Source organism: Serinicoccus sp. JS2-9 (assembly GCF_059025165.1).
On the sequence record NZ_CM180091.1, the window covers coordinates 1,333,414 to 1,348,986 of the forward strand.

General features: G+C 73.7%; 20 protein-coding genes. 14 read left to right on the forward strand and 6 right to left on the reverse strand.

Translation table 11 applies throughout. The features are described from left to right. Positions 1-21 precede the first annotated feature (21 nt). Positions 22-822, reverse strand: a complete 801-nt coding sequence (locus AC5PYY_RS06665; protein WP_493899000.1) for an alpha/beta hydrolase family protein — start codon at positions 820-822, stop codon at positions 22-24. Positions 823-896: 74 nt separating this feature from the next. On the opposite strand from AC5PYY_RS06665, the gene AC5PYY_RS06670 reads away from it, so the two are divergent. Genes AC5PYY_RS06670 through AC5PYY_RS06690 form a run of 5 tightly spaced genes read left to right on the forward strand, consistent with a single transcriptional unit; the run spans position 897 to position 4,677 of the window. Then, positions 897-2,174, forward strand: a complete 1,278-nt coding sequence (locus AC5PYY_RS06670; protein ID WP_493899001.1) for an NAD(P)/FAD-dependent oxidoreductase — start codon at positions 897-899, stop codon at positions 2,172-2,174. Positions 2,175-2,216: 42 nt separating this feature from the next. Next, positions 2,217-2,384 carry a Sp36 family protein gene (gene sp36 / locus AC5PYY_RS06675; protein ID WP_493899002.1) on the forward strand — a complete coding sequence of 56 codons (168 nt, stop codon included), beginning with the start codon at positions 2,217-2,219 and terminating at the stop codon, positions 2,382-2,384. 13 nt (positions 2,385-2,397) lie between these two features. Continuing rightward, positions 2,398-2,895 carry a RidA family protein gene (locus AC5PYY_RS06680; protein ID WP_493899003.1) on the forward strand — a complete coding sequence of 166 codons (498 nt, stop codon included), beginning with the start codon at positions 2,398-2,400 and terminating at the stop codon, positions 2,893-2,895. Position 2,896: 1 nt separating this feature from the next. Beyond that, entirely contained in the window at positions 2,897-3,841 is a 945-nt protein-coding gene (locus AC5PYY_RS06685; protein ID WP_493899004.1) for an NUDIX hydrolase, read from the forward strand. After that, positions 3,838-4,677 carry an MBL fold metallo-hydrolase gene (locus tag AC5PYY_RS06690; protein ID WP_493899005.1) on the forward strand — a complete coding sequence of 280 codons (840 nt, stop codon included), beginning with the start codon at positions 3,838-3,840 and terminating at the stop codon, positions 4,675-4,677. The genes AC5PYY_RS06685 and AC5PYY_RS06690 overlap by 4 nt, the downstream gene beginning before the upstream one ends. Before the next feature lie 189 nt (positions 4,678-4,866). Here AC5PYY_RS06690 and AC5PYY_RS06695 read toward each other — a convergent pair whose 3' ends face one another. Continuing rightward, entirely contained in the window at positions 4,867-5,544 is a 678-nt protein-coding gene (locus tag AC5PYY_RS06695; RefSeq protein WP_493899006.1) for a Crp/Fnr family transcriptional regulator, read from the reverse strand. Between the two features lie 187 nt (positions 5,545-5,731). On the opposite strand from AC5PYY_RS06695, the gene nth reads away from it, so the two are divergent. Both nth and AC5PYY_RS06705 read left to right on the forward strand, forming a co-directional pair. Next, entirely contained in the window at positions 5,732-6,388 is a 657-nt protein-coding gene (gene nth / locus AC5PYY_RS06700; RefSeq protein WP_493899335.1) for an endonuclease III, read from the forward strand. Between the two features lie 13 nt (positions 6,389-6,401). After that, positions 6,402-7,061 (forward strand): NUDIX hydrolase, encoded by a 660-nt coding sequence (locus tag AC5PYY_RS06705; protein ID WP_493899007.1) that lies wholly within the window; start codon positions 6,402-6,404, stop codon positions 7,059-7,061. Positions 7,062-7,180: 119 nt separating this feature from the next. On the opposite strand, the gene AC5PYY_RS06710 is transcribed toward AC5PYY_RS06705, so the two are convergent. Further along, on the reverse strand, positions 7,181-7,645 hold the full coding sequence (locus AC5PYY_RS06710; protein ID WP_493899008.1) for a phage holin family protein: 465 nt from the start codon (positions 7,643-7,645) through the stop codon (positions 7,181-7,183). Positions 7,646-8,120: 475 nt separating this feature from the next. On the opposite strand from AC5PYY_RS06710, the gene AC5PYY_RS06715 reads away from it, so the two are divergent. The 7 genes from AC5PYY_RS06715 (at position 8,121) to AC5PYY_RS06745 (ending at position 12,976) form a co-directional block, all read left to right on the forward strand. Then, complete coding sequence (locus tag AC5PYY_RS06715; RefSeq protein ID WP_493899009.1) at positions 8,121-9,038, forward strand: Fic family protein; 918 nt, start codon at positions 8,121-8,123, stop codon at positions 9,036-9,038. A gap of 402 nt (positions 9,039-9,440) precedes the next feature. Continuing rightward, a complete protein-coding gene (locus AC5PYY_RS06720; RefSeq protein WP_493899010.1) occupies positions 9,441-10,496 on the forward strand; it encodes a TadA family conjugal transfer-associated ATPase in 1,056 nt (351 codons plus the stop codon). A 2-nt stretch (positions 10,497-10,498) separates the two neighbouring features. Further along, positions 10,499-11,299, forward strand: a complete 801-nt coding sequence (locus AC5PYY_RS06725; protein WP_493899336.1) for a type II secretion system F family protein — start codon at positions 10,499-10,501, stop codon at positions 11,297-11,299. Continuing rightward, the gene (locus AC5PYY_RS06730) at positions 11,296-11,856 is read left to right on the forward strand and encodes a type II secretion system F family protein (RefSeq protein ID WP_493899011.1); all 561 of its coding nucleotides are present in this window, start codon (positions 11,296-11,298) and stop codon (positions 11,854-11,856) included. The genes AC5PYY_RS06725 and AC5PYY_RS06730 overlap by 4 nt, the downstream gene beginning before the upstream one ends. A 159-nt stretch (positions 11,857-12,015) precedes the next feature. After that, entirely contained in the window at positions 12,016-12,225 is a 210-nt protein-coding gene (locus tag AC5PYY_RS06735; RefSeq protein ID WP_493899012.1) for a DUF4244 domain-containing protein, read from the forward strand. A 32-nt stretch (positions 12,226-12,257) separates the two neighbouring features. After that, positions 12,258-12,587 (forward strand): TadE family type IV pilus minor pilin, encoded by a 330-nt coding sequence (locus tag AC5PYY_RS06740; RefSeq protein ID WP_493899013.1) that lies wholly within the window; start codon positions 12,258-12,260, stop codon positions 12,585-12,587. Next, the gene (locus AC5PYY_RS06745) at positions 12,584-12,976 is read left to right on the forward strand and encodes an Rv3654c family TadE-like protein (RefSeq protein WP_493899014.1); all 393 of its coding nucleotides are present in this window, start codon (positions 12,584-12,586) and stop codon (positions 12,974-12,976) included. Before AC5PYY_RS06740 ends, AC5PYY_RS06745 begins: the two co-directional genes overlap by 4 nt. A 48-nt stretch (positions 12,977-13,024) precedes the next feature. Here AC5PYY_RS06745 and AC5PYY_RS06750 read toward each other — a convergent pair whose 3' ends face one another. From AC5PYY_RS06750 to AC5PYY_RS06760, 3 genes are all read right to left on the reverse strand, one after another. Continuing rightward, the gene (locus AC5PYY_RS06750; protein WP_493899015.1) at positions 13,025-13,498 is read right to left on the reverse strand and encodes a hypothetical protein; all 474 of its coding nucleotides are present in this window, start codon (positions 13,496-13,498) and stop codon (positions 13,025-13,027) included. Positions 13,499-13,813: 315 nt separating this feature from the next. Further along, positions 13,814-14,443 carry a SaeA-related protein gene (locus AC5PYY_RS06755; RefSeq protein ID WP_493899016.1) on the reverse strand — a complete coding sequence of 210 codons (630 nt, stop codon included), beginning with the start codon at positions 14,441-14,443 and terminating at the stop codon, positions 13,814-13,816. A gap of 572 nt (positions 14,444-15,015) precedes the next feature. After that, positions 15,016-15,429 carry a VOC family protein gene (locus AC5PYY_RS06760; RefSeq protein WP_493899017.1) on the reverse strand — a complete coding sequence of 138 codons (414 nt, stop codon included), beginning with the start codon at positions 15,427-15,429 and terminating at the stop codon, positions 15,016-15,018. Positions 15,430-15,573 lie beyond the last annotated feature (144 nt).

Here is a 15,573-nt window from a genome sequence, read left to right on the forward strand (position 1 = left end):
TGAGATTTCTGAGAGGTCGGGTCAGCGCGCGGGGAGCAGCGAGCGCAGCGCCGTGAGCACCTCCTGGTGTTCGGGGGCGCTGGGGTCGATGAGCGGGAAGTGCGTGCTCCCTGCGGGCACGACGAGCCGGTCTCGCTCAGGGTCTGCCGCCGCCTCCCACCACGACCGGGTCACCTCCAGCGGCACCTTCTCGTCCGCGTCGCCGTGCACCGCCACGACGGGGTATGCCGTGCGCCCCAGCCGGGCGGGGTCGGCACCCTCCCAGGTGGCCGGGGCCTCCTCCGGTCGGCTGCCGAGCAGGTCGACCGCGGCGTCGTCGTCCAGCCCCAGCTCCGCGACGAGGTGCAGGTCGAGACAGCCCGCGAGGCTTACCGCTCCCCTCACCCCCTCCGCCTCGGGTTGGTGCAGCAGCCACACCGCCAGGTGACCTCCGGCCGAGTGACCCATGATGAGGACGGGCCGATCATCCCCTCGCCCCTGCGCGACCTCTCCACCCTCCCTGGCCCGCATCGCGGCCAGCGCGGCGCGGCAGTCCTGCCCGGCCGTCGGCCACCCGGCCTCGCCGCCCTCCATACCGGAGCGGGCGTACTCCACGAGCGCCACGGCATACCCCTGATCCGCCAGGGCGCGCGCGAGCGGCCGCAGGTGGGTGCGGTCCCACTCCGCCCGCCAGAAGCCGCCGTGCACCAGCACCACGAGGGCGAGCTCCTCGGGGTCGGCGGGCTCGACGAGCTCGTAGACCTGGTGCGGCAGCTCGCCATAGCGTTCGAGACGGCCGACCGGCGGGTGCGGCCCGAGCAGCCAGCCGCGATCGGGTTCCATGCACCGGTTCTACCAGGAGGGGGTGACACAGGGTCCTGACGCGCCTTCGCGGCGCTGCGCTAGCGTCCGGAGGTATGGCGCTCGCGAGCTGGGTCGGTCGACGCACGCCGGAGCACGTGGTCGTGGTCGGCGCGGGGATCGCCGGGCTGAGCACCGCGTGGCAGCTGCTGGGGGAGGGGGTGTCGGTCACGGTCCTGGACCGCGGCGGGGTCGCCGCGGGCGCGTCCTTCGGCAACGCCGGCTGGCTCACGCCCGGCCTCGCCGTACCGCTCGCGGACCCGGCGGTGCTGCGGTATGGCGTGGGTGCCGTCCTCGATCCGTCGTCGCCGGTCTCGGTGCCGCCCCAGGCGGACCCCGGCCTGGCGCTGTTCCTGCTCCGGCTCGCCGCGCGGTGCACGATGCCGACCTGGCGTCGCACCATGGCGGCGCTGGTGCCGCTCAACCGGCTGGCGCTCGCGGCCTACGACGAGCTGGAGGCCGGAGGAGTGGCGGCCCGGACGGTCCCCGGACCGGCGGTGGCAGCCTTCGACGACGAGGAGGGGGTGGCGGCGCTCTTCCACGAGCTGGAGCTGGTGCGGGAGGCCGGGCTGGAGGTGCAGGCCGAGCAGGTCGACGGCGACCGGGTGCGAGAGCTCGCGCCCCTCGTGGGGCCGGGGATCCGCGCGGGCGTGGTGATCGAGGGGCAGCGCCGACTCGATCCTCCGCTCTTCCTGTCCGCGCTCGCGGAGGCGGTGCGGGCGCGCGGCGGCGTGATCCGGGCCGGGGCAGAGGTCGCCCGGCTGCGCCACGGCCCCGGCGGGATCGCCGTCGACCTCGTCGGGGCCGAGCCGGTCGTCGCCGACCAGGTGGTGCTCGCCTCCGGGGCGTGGCTGCCAGCGCTGGCCAGGGAGCACGGGGTGCGGGTGCCGCTGCGGGCCGGGCGTGGCTACTCCTTCTCGGTCCCCGGTCCCGAGCCGGCGCTCGACCTCGCGGTCTACTTCCCCCAGCCGCGGCTCGTCATGACCCCGCTGTCGGGCGGGCGGGTGCGACTCGGCGGCACGATGGAGTTCCGGCCACCGGATGCACCCCTCGTGCCCGCCCGCATCGAGGGCCTGGTGCGGGCCGCCGCCCCGCGGCTGCCCGGGCTGGACCTGTCGCCGGAGCAGCGGCGCGAGGAGTGGGTGGGGTCGCGGCCGGTGACCCTCGACGGACTCCCGCTCGTGGGCGCCACCCGCACGCCCGGGGTGTGGGTGCACGGCGGGCACGGCATGTGGGGCATGTGTCAGGGGCCGGCGACGTCGCGCCTGCTCGCGGAGCAGATGCTCACCGCGCGCACCCCACCCGAGCTGGCGCCGCTGGACCCGCTGCGCTGAGCGTCGGACGGTCTGTCGCCGCTCCCCGGTAGGGTCGGCGGCATGACTGCACATCAGTGGGAGTACGCCACCGTTCCGCTCATGATCCACGCCACCAAGCAGATCCTCGACCAGTGGGGCGAGGACGGCTGGGAGCTCGTGCAGGTCGTGCCCGGGCCCGGCGACGGCAGCAACCTCGTGGCCTACCTCAAGCGCCCCAAGAACGCCTGAGCGGGGCCGGCCGATGAGCACCAGCGCCGTCGAGCAGCGCCTCGCCGAGCTCGGCCACACCGTGCCCGACGTGGCCGCCCCGGTGGCGGCCTACGTGCCCGCGCTCCGGCACGGCGACCTCGTCTTCAGCTCCGGCCAGGTGCCCTTCGTCGAGGGCGAGCTGGCGGGCACGGGCAAGGTCGGCGAGGGCGGCGGTCTGGTCCACCCCGACGAGGCGAAGCGGCTGGCGGCCATCTGCGCCCTCAACGCGATCGCGGCGGTGAAGTCGGTCGTCGGCGACCTGGACCGGGTGGTCCGGGTGGTCAAGGTCGTCGGCTTCGTCGCCAGCGACCCCGCGTTCACCGGCCAGCCGGGTGTCATCAACGGCGCCTCCGAGCTGCTGGGCCACGCCTTCGGTGACGCGGGCACCCACGCCCGCTCCGCCGTCGGTGTGGCGGTCCTGCCCCTGGACGTCCCGGTCGAGGTCGAGATCACCGTCGCCGTCGCGGGCGACAGCGACGACGCCGGCTGACGTGGAGCCCGACGAGCCCACCCAGCTGCCGCACGCGGGCGGCGAGTCGGGGGCGGGGAGCGCTGGCCTCGGAGCGGGCGCTGCGGCATACCGCGACTTCGTCGTGCCGGAGATCATCGCCGAGCAGTCGCGCCGCTGGCTGGCGCTGCCCGCGGACCACCGCGAGATCCCGCCACCCCGGGCGTCGGCGACAGTGATGCTGCTGCGCGAGGGGAGTGGGGCGGCGGTCGAGGTCTTCGTGCTGCGCCGCGCGGCCCGTATGGCGTTCGCCGCCGGGATGCTCGCGTTCCCCGGGGGAGGGGTGGACCGGCGCGACGCCGACCCGGGCGTGCCCTGGGCCGGCCCGACCCCGGCCGAGTGGGCGCAGCAGTTGCGGCTGGACCAGGGCGCGGCGCGGGAGCTGGTCGTCGCGGCCGCCCGCGAGGTCTTCGAGGAGTGCGGGGTGCTGCTCGCCGGACCGGGCGAGGAGGAGGTCGTCACCGACCTCACCGACGCGAGCTGGGGGCGGGAGCGGAAGCGGCTCCTGGACCGCACCCAGAGCTTCGGCGAGATGGTGACGCGGCTCGGGCTGGTCCTGCGCACCGACCTGCTGTCGCTGCGCGGTCACTGGACCACCCCCGAGTGCGAGCCCCGCCGCTACGACACCCGCTTCTTCGCGGCGCGGATGCCCGACGGCCAGGTCGCCGACGACGCCAGCACCGAGGCCGAGGTGGCCAGCTGGCGCACCCCCGCGGAGATCCTCGCGGCGCGCGAGGCCGGGCGCGACGTCCTGCTCCCCCCGACCCAGGTGATGGTCGAGGAGCTCACGCGGATCGACGACGGCGCACTCGACCGGTGGCTGCAGCGACCGGCCGAGGTGGCGCAGGTGCTGCCCTTTCCTGTCGAGACCGGCGACGGCCTGATGATGCGTGCGCCCGGTGTCGGGGGCGGCGGAGGTCGCCCGTGAGACCGATCGGACCGGCCGACCACTCATGGGCCGGCGGTGCCTGGGGAGACCGCGCCCACGCCGTGCTCTGCCCCAACCCCTCGCCGATGACCTTGGACGGCACCAACACCTGGGTGCTCCTCGAGCCGGACGGCTCCGAGGCGGTCGTCGTCGACCCAGGGCCGCTGCACGAGGAGCACCTGCAGGCGGTGCTCTCCCACGTCGCGGGGCGGGGCGCGCGGGTCGCGCTGACGCTGCTGACCCACGGGCACGCCGACCACGCAGAGTCCGCCGACCGGTGGGCCGGTCTGACCCAGGCGCCGGTGCGTCGCTGCGGCACGGGCCACGACGACCTCGCCGCGGGGCACGCGGTGCGGGTCGGGGGGCTGGAGCTGCTGGTCGTGCCCACCCCCGGGCACACCGCCGACTCGCTGTCCTTTCTGCTCCCTGCCGAGCAGGTCCTGCTCACCGGCGACACCGTGCTCGGCCGCGGCACGACGGTGGTCGCCTACCCGGACGGCGACCTCACGTCATACCTCGAGTCGTTGGAGCGGCTGCGCGACCTCACCGGCTCCGGCGAGGTGACCAGCCTCGCCCCCGGTCACGGCCCCGTCGTCTCGGACGCGGCGGGCGTCGTCGAGCACTACTGGCAGCACCGGCACGCCCGGCTCGACCAGGTGCGCCAGGCGGTGGCGGCGCTGCGCGGCGGGGGGAGCGACCTGGGGAGCGAACCGCGGCGCGACCTCGCGGATCGGGTCGTGGAGGTCGTGTATGCCGACACGCCCCGCGCCGTGTGGCCGGCTGCGCGGCTCTCGGTGCTGGCGCAGCTCGACTACCTCGGCGAGCTGCCGGCCTGACTGACCGCGCGTCTGTCGGCCAGAGGCGAAGGGTTGCCCCGAAACCGACCGGGCGTCGTGAATGGCTACCGTAGGACCGACCGGGCGTCGTGAATGGTTGCCCACGACCGGCCCCGCCGTGGGAGCGTGACGAGGCGGGGTGGTCAGCGAGGGGTGCGGTCAGGGAGCGGCGTGGTCACCGAGGCCTGGTCACCGGGCGCGGTGGCGCAGCCGCTCCAGGTCCATGAGCGTGACCGACTTGGCCCCGAGCGTGATCCAGCCGCGCTGGGCGAAGTCGGCGAGTGCCTTGTTGACCGTCTCACGGCTGGCTCCGACCAGCTGCGCGAGCTCCTCCTGCGTGAGCTCGTGCGCGACGAGCAGGCCCCCGTCGGTCCGTCGGCCGAAGCGGTCGGAGAGGTCGAGCAGCGCCTTGGCGACGCGCCCCGGGACGTCGGTGAAGACCAGGTCGGAGAGCCCCTCGTTGGTCTTGCGCAGGCGATGGGCCAGGCCGGCGAGCATCTGCATGGCGACCGCGGGATGGTCGCCGAGGAAGTCGCGCAGCGCGTTGTTGCCGAGTGAGATGAACTCGGCGTCGGAGACGACGTACGCCGTGGTCAGCCGGGGGCCGGGGTCGAAGAGGCTGAGCTCACCGAACATCTCGCCCGGACCGAGGATGGACAGCAGGTTCTCCCGGCCGTCCGTGGAGGTGCGCGCGAGCTTCACCTTGCCCGCGGTGATGACGTAGAGCGAGTCGCCCGGGTGACCCTCGTGAAAGACCACCTCACCCCTGGCCAGCTGGCGCGGAGTCATGGAGTCCATCAGCCGACCCGCGGTCTCCTCGTCGAGCGCGGCGAAGAGCGGCGCTTTCATCACGACATGACGGTCCACCTGCTCATCGTGCCACGACCTGCCGCTGGATGGGCGGAGCAGTTGTGTCGGAGGTCACCTCTAGGCTGAGCGGGTGACGTCGAGGGATGCGGCCGGGTCGACCGGCACGGTGACAAAGGGTGGCGCGGACGCTGAGGTGACCCCGACCGGCGAGACACCCCTCGCCCTGACCCGGAGGGCCCGACGGATGTCCCGCCTGCTCGGTGAGCGCTACCCCGACGCGCACTGCGAGCTCGACTTCGAGGACCCCTATCAGCTGCTCGTGGCGACGGTCCTCTCGGCGCAGACGACCGACGTGCGGGTCAACGGCGTCACGCCGACGCTCTTCGCGCGCTACCCCGACGCCCGGGCGCTCGCCGGTGCAGACCGGTCCGAGCTGGAGGCGATCATCCAGCCGACCGGCTTCTTCCGGGCCAAGGCGGAGTCGTTGCTCAAGCTGGGGGCCGCCCTCGTCGAGCGCTTCGACGGTGAGGTGCCGGGGCGCCTGAAGGACCTGGTGACTCTACCGGGGGTGGGACGCAAGACGGCCAACGTCGTCCTGGGCAACGCCTTCGGGGTGCCGGGCATCACCGTCGACACGCACTTCGGCCGGTTGGTCCGGCGCTTCGGCTGGACCGACGAGGACGACCCGGTCAAGGTCGAGCACGCGGTGGGAGCCCTCTTCCCCCGGCGCGACTGGACCCAGCTGTCGCACGTGCTGATCTTCCACGGGCGGCGCACCTGTCACGCCCGCACCCCCGCGTGCGGGGCCTGCCCCGTCGCCCGGCTCTGCCCGTCCTACGGCGCGGGTGAGACCGATCCCGAACGCGCCGCCCGCCTGCTCCGCACGGCACCTCGCGGATGACCGGGCGGGCGCGGTGACGGCATACCCTCCTCCGACCTGGCTGACCGACCTGGTGGCCCGGCTGCCGGAGATCTCGGGAGACCGGTTCAGCCGGTTCCTGCCGCCGCCCGAGGGTGGGCGTCGGCAGTCCGCCGTGCTCGTCCTCTTCGGGCCAGGAGTGGCGGACCCCGAGGACCCGGAGGCGACGACGGTGGTCATCACCGAGCGGGCGCACCGGATGCGTTCGCACGCCGGTCAGCCGGCCTTCCCGGGCGGGGGCACCGAGGACGGCGACGCGGACGCCGCGGCGACGGCGCTGCGCGAGGCGTGGGAGGAGGTCGACCTCGACCCGGCGACGGTGGAGGTCCTCGCCGAGCTGCCGACCCTGCACATCCCGGTGTCGGGCTATGACGTGACCCCGGTCCTCGGCTGGTGGCGACAGCCCGCTCCGTCGACCCTGTGGGCCAAGGATCCGCGGGAGGTCGAGCGGGTGGTGCAGCCGGAGGTGCGGTGGTTGACCGAGCCGGCCCACCGCTTCCAGGTGCATCACCCCAGCGGATTCGTCGGCCCGGCGTGGGACGTCGAGGGGCTCCTGGTCTGGGGATTCACCGCAGGCGTGCTCGACCGCGTGCTCGACCTGGCCGGGGTGGCGCCGGACTGGCCGGACCCTCCCGTGCGGGAACTGACGCTCTAGCCGAGCAGGCGGAGCGCGGGACGGGCCGCACGCCCGCAGGTGCGGAGGGTGACCCGTTCGTGCGGACGGTGACGTTCCAGCCGAGCGGGGAAGCGCCTGGCTCCGGCCGAGAGCCTGGGTCAGCGCTGGGCGGGCTCCAGCGCGTCCGCCCGTGGGGAGGACTGCGCCGCGGCCTTGACCGTCGCGACGGTCTCCTTGCCCTCGCGGATGGCTCGCTTGGGCTTGCCCTGCACCTTGGTGACCTGGCCCTTGCCGACGAGGGCCAGGATGCCCGCGACGGCGAAGAGCACGCCCGCCATGATGAGCAGCCCGGCCCACCACTCCAGCCAGATCGCGATGACCCCCGCCAGGCCCAGCCAGAGCAGGCCGAGGCCGTAGAGGCCGAAGAGCGCGGCGCCGACGAACATGCCCGCCCCCTTGCCGGCGTGCGTGACGTCTTCCTTGATCTCGGCCTTGGCCAGCTCGATCTCGCCGCGCATGAGTTGCGAGACGTCCAGGGAGACGTCCGAGACCAGGTCCCCGAGGGAGCGCTGGCCGGTCGTGCCGTGGAGCGAGGTGGTGCCCGTTTCCGCAGGAGATGCCATGGGAGGGATCGTATCTCCTGACCTGGGCCACTGCAGTCCCGCCGTCACCCTCCCCTCACCGAGAGCCTCGGCTGCTCACTCCGAGAGCCTCGCGTGTGCACTCCGGAAGCCTCGGCTGCTCACTCCGAGAGCCTGCACCAGGGGCAGACGTCCCGGCCCCGCGCACAAAGCACGGTGCCTGCTCGGCACCCCCTGTTCAGTGCCGAGCAGGCACCGTGTCGACAACCGGTCCCGTGACAGCCGGCGGGGCCACAACCTCCGGAGAGGGGGCCGCCCACGTCGATGGTTCAAGTCTGCCACCCCGGAAGACATGCTGCCGTCCAGATTTGGCAAAGTTTTGTTAAAGACTCTCGGGTAGTCACCCCTGCGGGTGAGGTTGTGCGGCGTCGGGGCCGGTCCGCCTGGCCACCTGGTCCCGGAGAGCAGGTCTCGACCGCCGCGGTCGGCGCTGGGCGGGGCCTTTAGTCTGTCCGCCATGAGCACGACCATGGAGCGGGCCGTCGCGGGCCTCGGTGAGCTGCCCGATGTCGCCGCCGCGATCGAGCGCGCTCGATCGGCGTGCACCGAGCTGCGTTGGCACGAGGGGTTGCGGCGTCGAATTCCTGAGGCCGCGGCGGAGTCGCGGGTGCGCGGTGCCACTGCCTCGGCCCTGCTCGAGGGCGCGGAGCCGGCCGGCTCGACCGGCAGCCTCGTCCTGGTGCGCGATCTCATGCGCGGGGCGGAGTCCTGGTCCGCGCGACCGGACGATCCGGTATGGCGCACGCTCGCCGGTGTGGTTCGCGCCACGTCAGCGACGGAGGGGGTGACGGCCGCCGACCTCCGGGCGCCGGCCCAGCTGGTCGCGCGGCTGCACACGACGGCCGCCGCCGGGGTGCTGCCGGCGGCTCAGGTTGGGCGGCCGCGCGCCGACGGCGAGGAGGCCGACGGCGTCGAGGTGCTCGGCCCGGCACCTGCGGCGCCAGCGGCCCTGGAGCGGTTGCAGGGGGTGCACAGCCTGCTGGCCGCCGTCCCCTCCGGACGGGTCCCCGGAGTGCTCCTGGCCTCGGTGGTCCATGCGGAGGTCGCCCTCGCCCGTCCCTTCGTCTCCGGCAACGGAGTGGTCGCGCGGGCGCTGGAGCGGATCGTCCTGCGGGTGTCGGGCGTGGACCCGACCGGGGTGGCGGTGTCGGAGGTCGGGCACGCCGACCGCGGCGGCACCGATTACCGCGGGGCCCTCCGTGCCTACGCCACCGGAGGTTCCGAGGGGGTGCGGCTGTGGCTCGTGCACTGTGCCGAGGCCGTGCAGCGGGCGGCCGTCGAAGGCGTCCGAGTGGCCGATGCGGTCCGCATCGGCCACCTTCAGGGTGTCGATCCGGCGGCAACTCCAGACATTTCACGAGGTGCGCAAGCCTGATCTGGGGGGGGCGCCCAGGCGGTCGGTGAGCGGCCTCAGCGGGGGATCGTCCGAGGTCGGGGCGCTGCGGCGCCCGAGATGCCCGTGGGGGTATGCGTTTCCGCGTCGTGGCACGCAAACTTTCCGGTGCGCGGAGTGTCGGGTACCGCTTGCATTTCGGCTGCGCGGTCGGGCATACTAATGAGCACAGCGCTCCTCGCAAGAGTTGCAGCGCGGGTGTTCAGGGTCATCCCCCCCTGATCCTGGACACCGACGGCCCCGGCTTCCCCCCCGCCGGGGCCGTCCCCTTTCCCGGACCTTTCGGCGACGGTCTGTCCACATGGGGTCCGCAGTCATCGCGCTCGTCCACAGATCTCGCGGACCCCCTGGCCCGCCCTCGTGGCCCGGGGCAGGGTCGGGGTTATGGAACACCTCGCGACCGCAACTCCATGGACCGGACCAGAGCTGCGCGCGGCCCTCGGGCCCGTGGCCCCGGTCGTGGATGACCCGGCGGTGACCGACGTGCTGGTCAACGGCGCGGCCGGGGTGTGGGCGGATCGTGGCTCGGGGGTGGAGCAGGTCGACGTCACCCTGGCCGACGACCGCAGCGCCCGCCGGCTGGCCGTGCGGCTGGCGGCACTGGCGGGGCAACGGCTGGACGAGTCGAGCCCGTGGGTCGACGGACAGCTCCCCGGCGGGGTGCGGCTGCACGCTGTGCTTCCCCCGCTCGTCGACGACGGCGCTCACGTCAGCCTGCGCATCCCCCGACGACGCGTGCCGTCGCTCGGCGACCTTGAGCAGTGGGGGAGCCTGGACCGGCCCGGGGCCCGGGTGCTGGAGGCGCTGGTCCGTTCGCGGACGTCCTTCGTCGTGTCGGGCGGCACCGGTTCGGGCAAGACCACGCTGCTCGGGGCGCTTCTGTCGCGGTGCCACGCGGCGGAGCGGCTCGTCGTGGTCGAGGACGTCCGGGAGCTGCGGATCTCCCACCCGCACGTCGTGCATCTGCAGGGCCGGGCCAACAACGTCGAGGGACGCGGCGAGGTCACCCTGATGACCCTGGTGCGGCAGTCGCTGCGCATGCGGCCGGACCGCGTCGTCGTCGGGGAGGTGCGCGGTGCGGAAGTCCGCGAGTTGCTGACGGCGCTCAACACCGGCCACGAGGGTGGGTGCGGCACCGTCCACGCCAACGCCGCGGTGGATGTCGTCGCGCGCTTCGAGGCACTGGGCGCCCTGGCGGGCATGTCAGGGGCCGCGGTCCATGCCCAGCTGGCGAGCGCGATCGAGGTCGTCGTCCACGTCACCCGCGACCAGGCAGGCCGGCGACAGATCCGCGAGGTCTCGTCGCTGCGTCGAGGGACGGACGGCCTGGTCACGTGCCGACCCGGGCTGACGGGTGGACCCGGCCGGTGGCGCCTGGGAGAGGAAGGCCCCGAGCTCCTGGCACGGCTGGGCCTCACACCGGCGGTGCTGTCGTGCTGACCATGGCCGTGTCGGTGCTCGCCGCGACGACCGTGCTCCTCCTGCTCAGTGGCGATCGTGTCGGGGAGGTCGAGGCGACGCCCGCCGGGGGTGACGAGGTCGTCGGAGGCGCAGAGGTCTCGGCACCGCCGGTCCGAGAGGCGGGCGGCTCGACGGATGGCGAGAGCCTGCCGTCGCTGGAGGCCGGTTCGAGTGTGCGCGGCGTCGCGCGTCGCCTGGGCACCGCGCTCCGGGCGCGCCTGTCCGGCCGATCGGAGATCCGGGGAGAGCTGCAGCTGCTCGACGACGTCTCCGCCGCGCTGGAGGCGGGCCTCCCGGTCGGTCGCGCGGTCACGCTCGCGCTCGCGCATGGGCCGTCCGGCTCGGTCCGCGAGGAGCAGGCCTGGACCTCCCTGTCCCGCGCCGCCCTCGAGGGACAGGAGCTTGCCCCGGCCTGGGCCCGAGCCGCGCGCACGACCGGCAGCCCAGCGCTCGCCGTCGTGGCGCGCGCCTGGCGGGTCGCCTCGCTCAGCGGTGCGCCGCTCGCCGACGCCCTCCGGGTCAGCGCCCACACCGCCCGCGAGCGGCAGCGGCTGGAGCGTGCCGTCGACACGGCCACCGCCGGCGCTCGGGCGACGGCCACCGTGCTGACCCTGCTCCCGCTGGCCGGTGTCGGCCTGGCGGCGGTGCTCGGCGTGCCGCCCACCATGCTGTACGGCAGCCCGGCCGCCTGGGCCAGTGTCGGTGCTGGGGCGATGCTGCTGCTCGCGGGCCAGGTCCTGGTGCGGCGCCTCGTGGGCCGTGTGCTCAAGGATCTGCGATGACCGCCGCCCTGATCGTCCTGCTGGCCCTCGGGGCGGGTACGGCACCGTTGCTGTGGGCCGACCGACCACCCCGCACCTGGACCCCGCGCGAGGACCGTGGTGGGGTGTCGGGCCTCGAGGAAGTGCCGTCCACCGGTCTGGTGCCTGAGGCGCTCGATCTGCTCGCGCTCGCGCTGCTGGGTGGGGTGTCCCTGGGCGCTGCCGCTCGCACCGTAGCGGTCGTGCTGCCGGGAGCGGCGGGCGAGGAGCTGGACCAGGTCGGTCAGGCCTTGCTGCGCGGAGCCGACACCGAGGCAGCCTGGGCAGCCGCTGGGCCGGCCTGGGCACCGGCGCGACGGTGCCTCGAGGTGGCCGCCGTCGCCGGCGTCCCCCCGGGACCCTCGCTGCGTCAGGCCGCGACGGACCTGCGGCGGGAGAGCGTGGCCGGCGTGGAGGTCGCCACCGCTCGTCTCGGGGTGCGCCTCGTGGTCCCGCTCGGCCTCGCCTTCCTCCCGGCCTTCCTGCTGACCACGGTGCTGCCGTTGGTCCTGGCGCTCACGCAGGACATGACGTGGTGACGGCCCCCGGGGTGGGCCGTCGTGTCGCGGCCGCAGTGGCCTGGTGCCCCCCGGCCGCCAGAGCGGATGCGAGCTCGTCACCTGACCCGCCACGGCCGTCGGCCGCGGCACCCAGACGTGTGCCTCATCCGGAGGCGCACCCACCCAAGGAGGGGAACCATGAAGAAGAGCACGATGAGGCTGCGCCTGCGGGACGGTCTGCGCGAGCTGCGTCGCAGGGGAGAGGCGGGGATGACCACGGCGGAGTATGCCGTCGGGACCATCGCGGCCTGCGCCTTCGCCGCGGTCCTGCTGACCATCCTCAAGTCGGGGGCGGTGAAGGGCCTGGTCACCGAGGTGATCACCAGCGCAATCTCGGTCGTCCTGTGAGCGGGCGCGGGCGCCGGCTCCGGGAGAGGGGGATGGTCAGCGCCGAGCTGGCGCTCACCATCCCGTCGATCCTGCTGGTGCTCGCGCTCTGCCTGACCGCGCTGGCCCTGGGTGTCGACCAGGTCCGGTGCGTGGATGCGGCGCGCGTGGCGGCGCGCGCCGCATCCCGCGGTGAGGACCCGGCGCTGGTGCAGCAGCTGGCCTCGGCGCGGGCCCCTGACGGCTCCGGCATATCGATCAGGGGCGGGGCCGACGGGGTCGAGGTGCAGGTGGAGGCCCCGCGGCGGGTCCGGCTGCTGCCGGCGCTGCCCGCCGCCGCCGCGTCGGCGACGGCCGTGTGGGAGCCAGGGGCCGGCCCGTGAGCTCCGTCGCGCGTGGTGAGCGGGGCTCGGCGTCGGTGCTGGCTCTAGGAGTCGTGCTGGGGCTCGTGGCGGTGCTCCTCAGCGGCCTGCTGCTCGCGGCGGTCCTCGTCGCCGGTCAACGTGCCCGCTCGGCCGCCGACCTCGCGGCACTCGCCGGGGCCGGGGCGGCCGTCGACGGTGCCGGCCAGGATGGTGCGTGTCACGAAGCTGCCGCGGTCGCCACCGCCAACGGAGCTCGACTGACGGAGTGCTCCCTGAGGGCGGGCGCCGGAGTCTGGCCCGACGTGCGGGTGACCGCGGAGTGCGACGTCAGCGGGACCTCGTGGACCACGGCAGCGGTCGCCGTCGCGGGTGGCCGCACCGCCCAGGACGCTGCGGAGGGTCCGTGACCGACGACCCCGGCGCGGACCCGAGCGCCTCGGTCACCGGGTCGCGCGTCAGCGGTCGACGTCGAGGGAGTTCGGGCGCGCCGTGCCGCCGGACGTCCCGCTGCCGCCGTGAGTGCTGCCCGAGCCGCCGGGCCGGGGGAGGATCGGGTCGCTCTTCGGCGCCGTCGACGTCGTGGTGGCGGACCTGCCGCCGGCGGTGGCGGTGCTGCCACCGGTAGAGCCGCTGGCTCCGTCCTTGGTCTGGCCGGTCCCTGGGGAGCCGTTGGTCCCGGCCTGGCGACGCAGCTCGCGGACCTCCTTGGCCCGGCGCGCCCGAGAGCGCGCCCCGACCGCCATCAGCCACAGGCCGCACGTGGCCACGGCCAGCGTGATCCCGCCGGCGAGGAACATCCAGAAGGGAGTGACCTCGACGTTGAGAAAGCCGTAGCTGATCTGAGCGGGATCCATCCCCCGCGTCGCGAGCCACATGTAGGCGATCACCGCCAGCGCGACGACGAGCAGGACCAGACCGAAGACGACCATGACCGACCTTTCCGGAGTGCGCCCGGCACATCCTTGCTGGTGAGACGGCGCGCGACCAGTCTCGCGCCCCGGCCCAGAGCCTAGCGGAGCGGACACGCCGGTGCCCGCGGCGATCGTGGCAAGGAGGTCACGATCGACCGCGGGCACCGCCGGGTCGGGGTGGAGGTGTCAGCGCACCGGCGGTCGCCTTCTTCGGTAGATGTAGCCGGCGACCACGATCTGGGCCCAGCGTGACGGAGTTCTTCTCCGTCTCGGTGACCTCCAGACCGGTCGGGGCGGCCGGCGGCACCACCGAGTCGTCGACGGTGGTGACCGTCAGCTCGTTGGATTGGAGGAGACCGACTCGTTGCCCGCGGCGTCGAGCGCGACCACGTGGTAGACGTACTCGAGACCGACGTCGGCGGTGGTGTCGACGTAGGACGTCACGTCGCCCTCGACGTCCGCGATCGCCTCGGGGGCTGCCGCGCCGTCGGAGAGCCGGTAGACCCGGTAGCCGGTGGCACCCTCGGCCGCGTCCCAGGACAGGGACACGGCGACGTCCGCGCCGTCGATCGTGAGGTCGTCCAGCTCCAGGTTGGCCGGTGCCAGCTGCAGCGGCGTGATCTCCACGCCGTTGAGCCAGCCTCTGGCGGCGATCTCGAGCAGGCCGTCGCTGACCTCGACCGGCTGCAGCACCCGGCTGGTGACGGTCTGCCGACCCATCCGCTGGGTGCCGTAGTCGACGCCCCCGGCGCTGACGCCCAGCTGGGCGGTGCCGATGTAGTCACCGGAGTAGACCTTGACGGCATAGCTGCCGTTGGCGACGTCCACCTGGAAGGTGTTGGAGTCGCCGGGCAGGACGAAGTCGCGGTAGAGCGCGTCGCGCGGCTCACCCTCCTTCTCGCCCCGGTCGCGGTGACCCATGCCACCGGTGACCCAGCCGTACCCCTGCTCCTCGTCATCCACGGTGCCGGGGTGACCTCGAGGTAGCCCTCCTCGACGGGCGCACCCGCGGATCCCATGTTGAACTTGAACATCGGCCTTGCTCCCGACCGTGACGACGGCCGAGGGCTCGGAGTCACCACGACCGTCGAAAGGTGTGCCACGTCTCCCGCCGGCACACCCCGTGACGTGATGCATGGACCCCGATGGAAAACGCTTGCCCTCCTATCATCGACAGTTTGAATCGTTTTGTCAAGTCTCCGTGTCGTAGATTCTTCATCTATCGCGCCGGTCGGCGGCTTGCCCGCCGCGGCGCTCAGGCCAGCCGTCGCGCCCCACCGGTGCGCGGCTGCCCCACCCTTCCTCGACCGCCCCACACCTTCCGGGCGACCCCACCGTTGCAAGCAGTGGGGAGACCCGCCAACCGTGGGGCTAGCAGCCAGGAGTGGGGGCGACGGGGCTCAGGAGCCGGGCGACCTCATACCTCGTCGCCCGCCCACGCGTCCCGGGCCGCCGCACGGCTCTGGCACCGTCCAGTGGTGGGGCGACGCGCACCGACCCTGGTCACCCAGGACCGCTGAGTCTGAGCGGTGGAACTACCGCACGAGCAGACAGAAGGGGTGCCCGGCAGGGTCCGCGAGGACGAACAACGGCTCTGCCGTGTCCTGCGACCGGTCGTGCAGCAGCCGGGCCCCCAGGGCCTCGGCCCGCTCGCGGTGTGTCTCGAGCTGCTCGAGCGTCGGCACCGTGAAGTCCATGTGCATCTGCATCGGCACACGCTCGCCGGGCCAGGTGGGGGGCTCGGTTTCCTTCTTCTCCTGCACGCTCAGCACTCGGTGCCCACGCTCATCCAGCAGCACCAGCCAGTCCGCGTCATCGGAGCGGCCATCCGTGGGTGCCTCATCACCATCCCGGTAGCGCAACCCCAGCAGCTGCCGGTAGAACTCGGCCAGTCCCCGGCAGTCGCGGGCATCGATCACGGTATGCAGCAGGACGGGGTGTTCTGACATCCCACTCTCCTCGTGTGGTTGTCAGGTGACACTACCGAGGCCAGGTGACCCCACGCCGTGCCGCGACCCCCCCGCGTGCCGGGCTGCCCTACGGCTGGAGCAGTGGGGACACCAGCCAACCGTGGGGCTGTCAGATACCCGTGG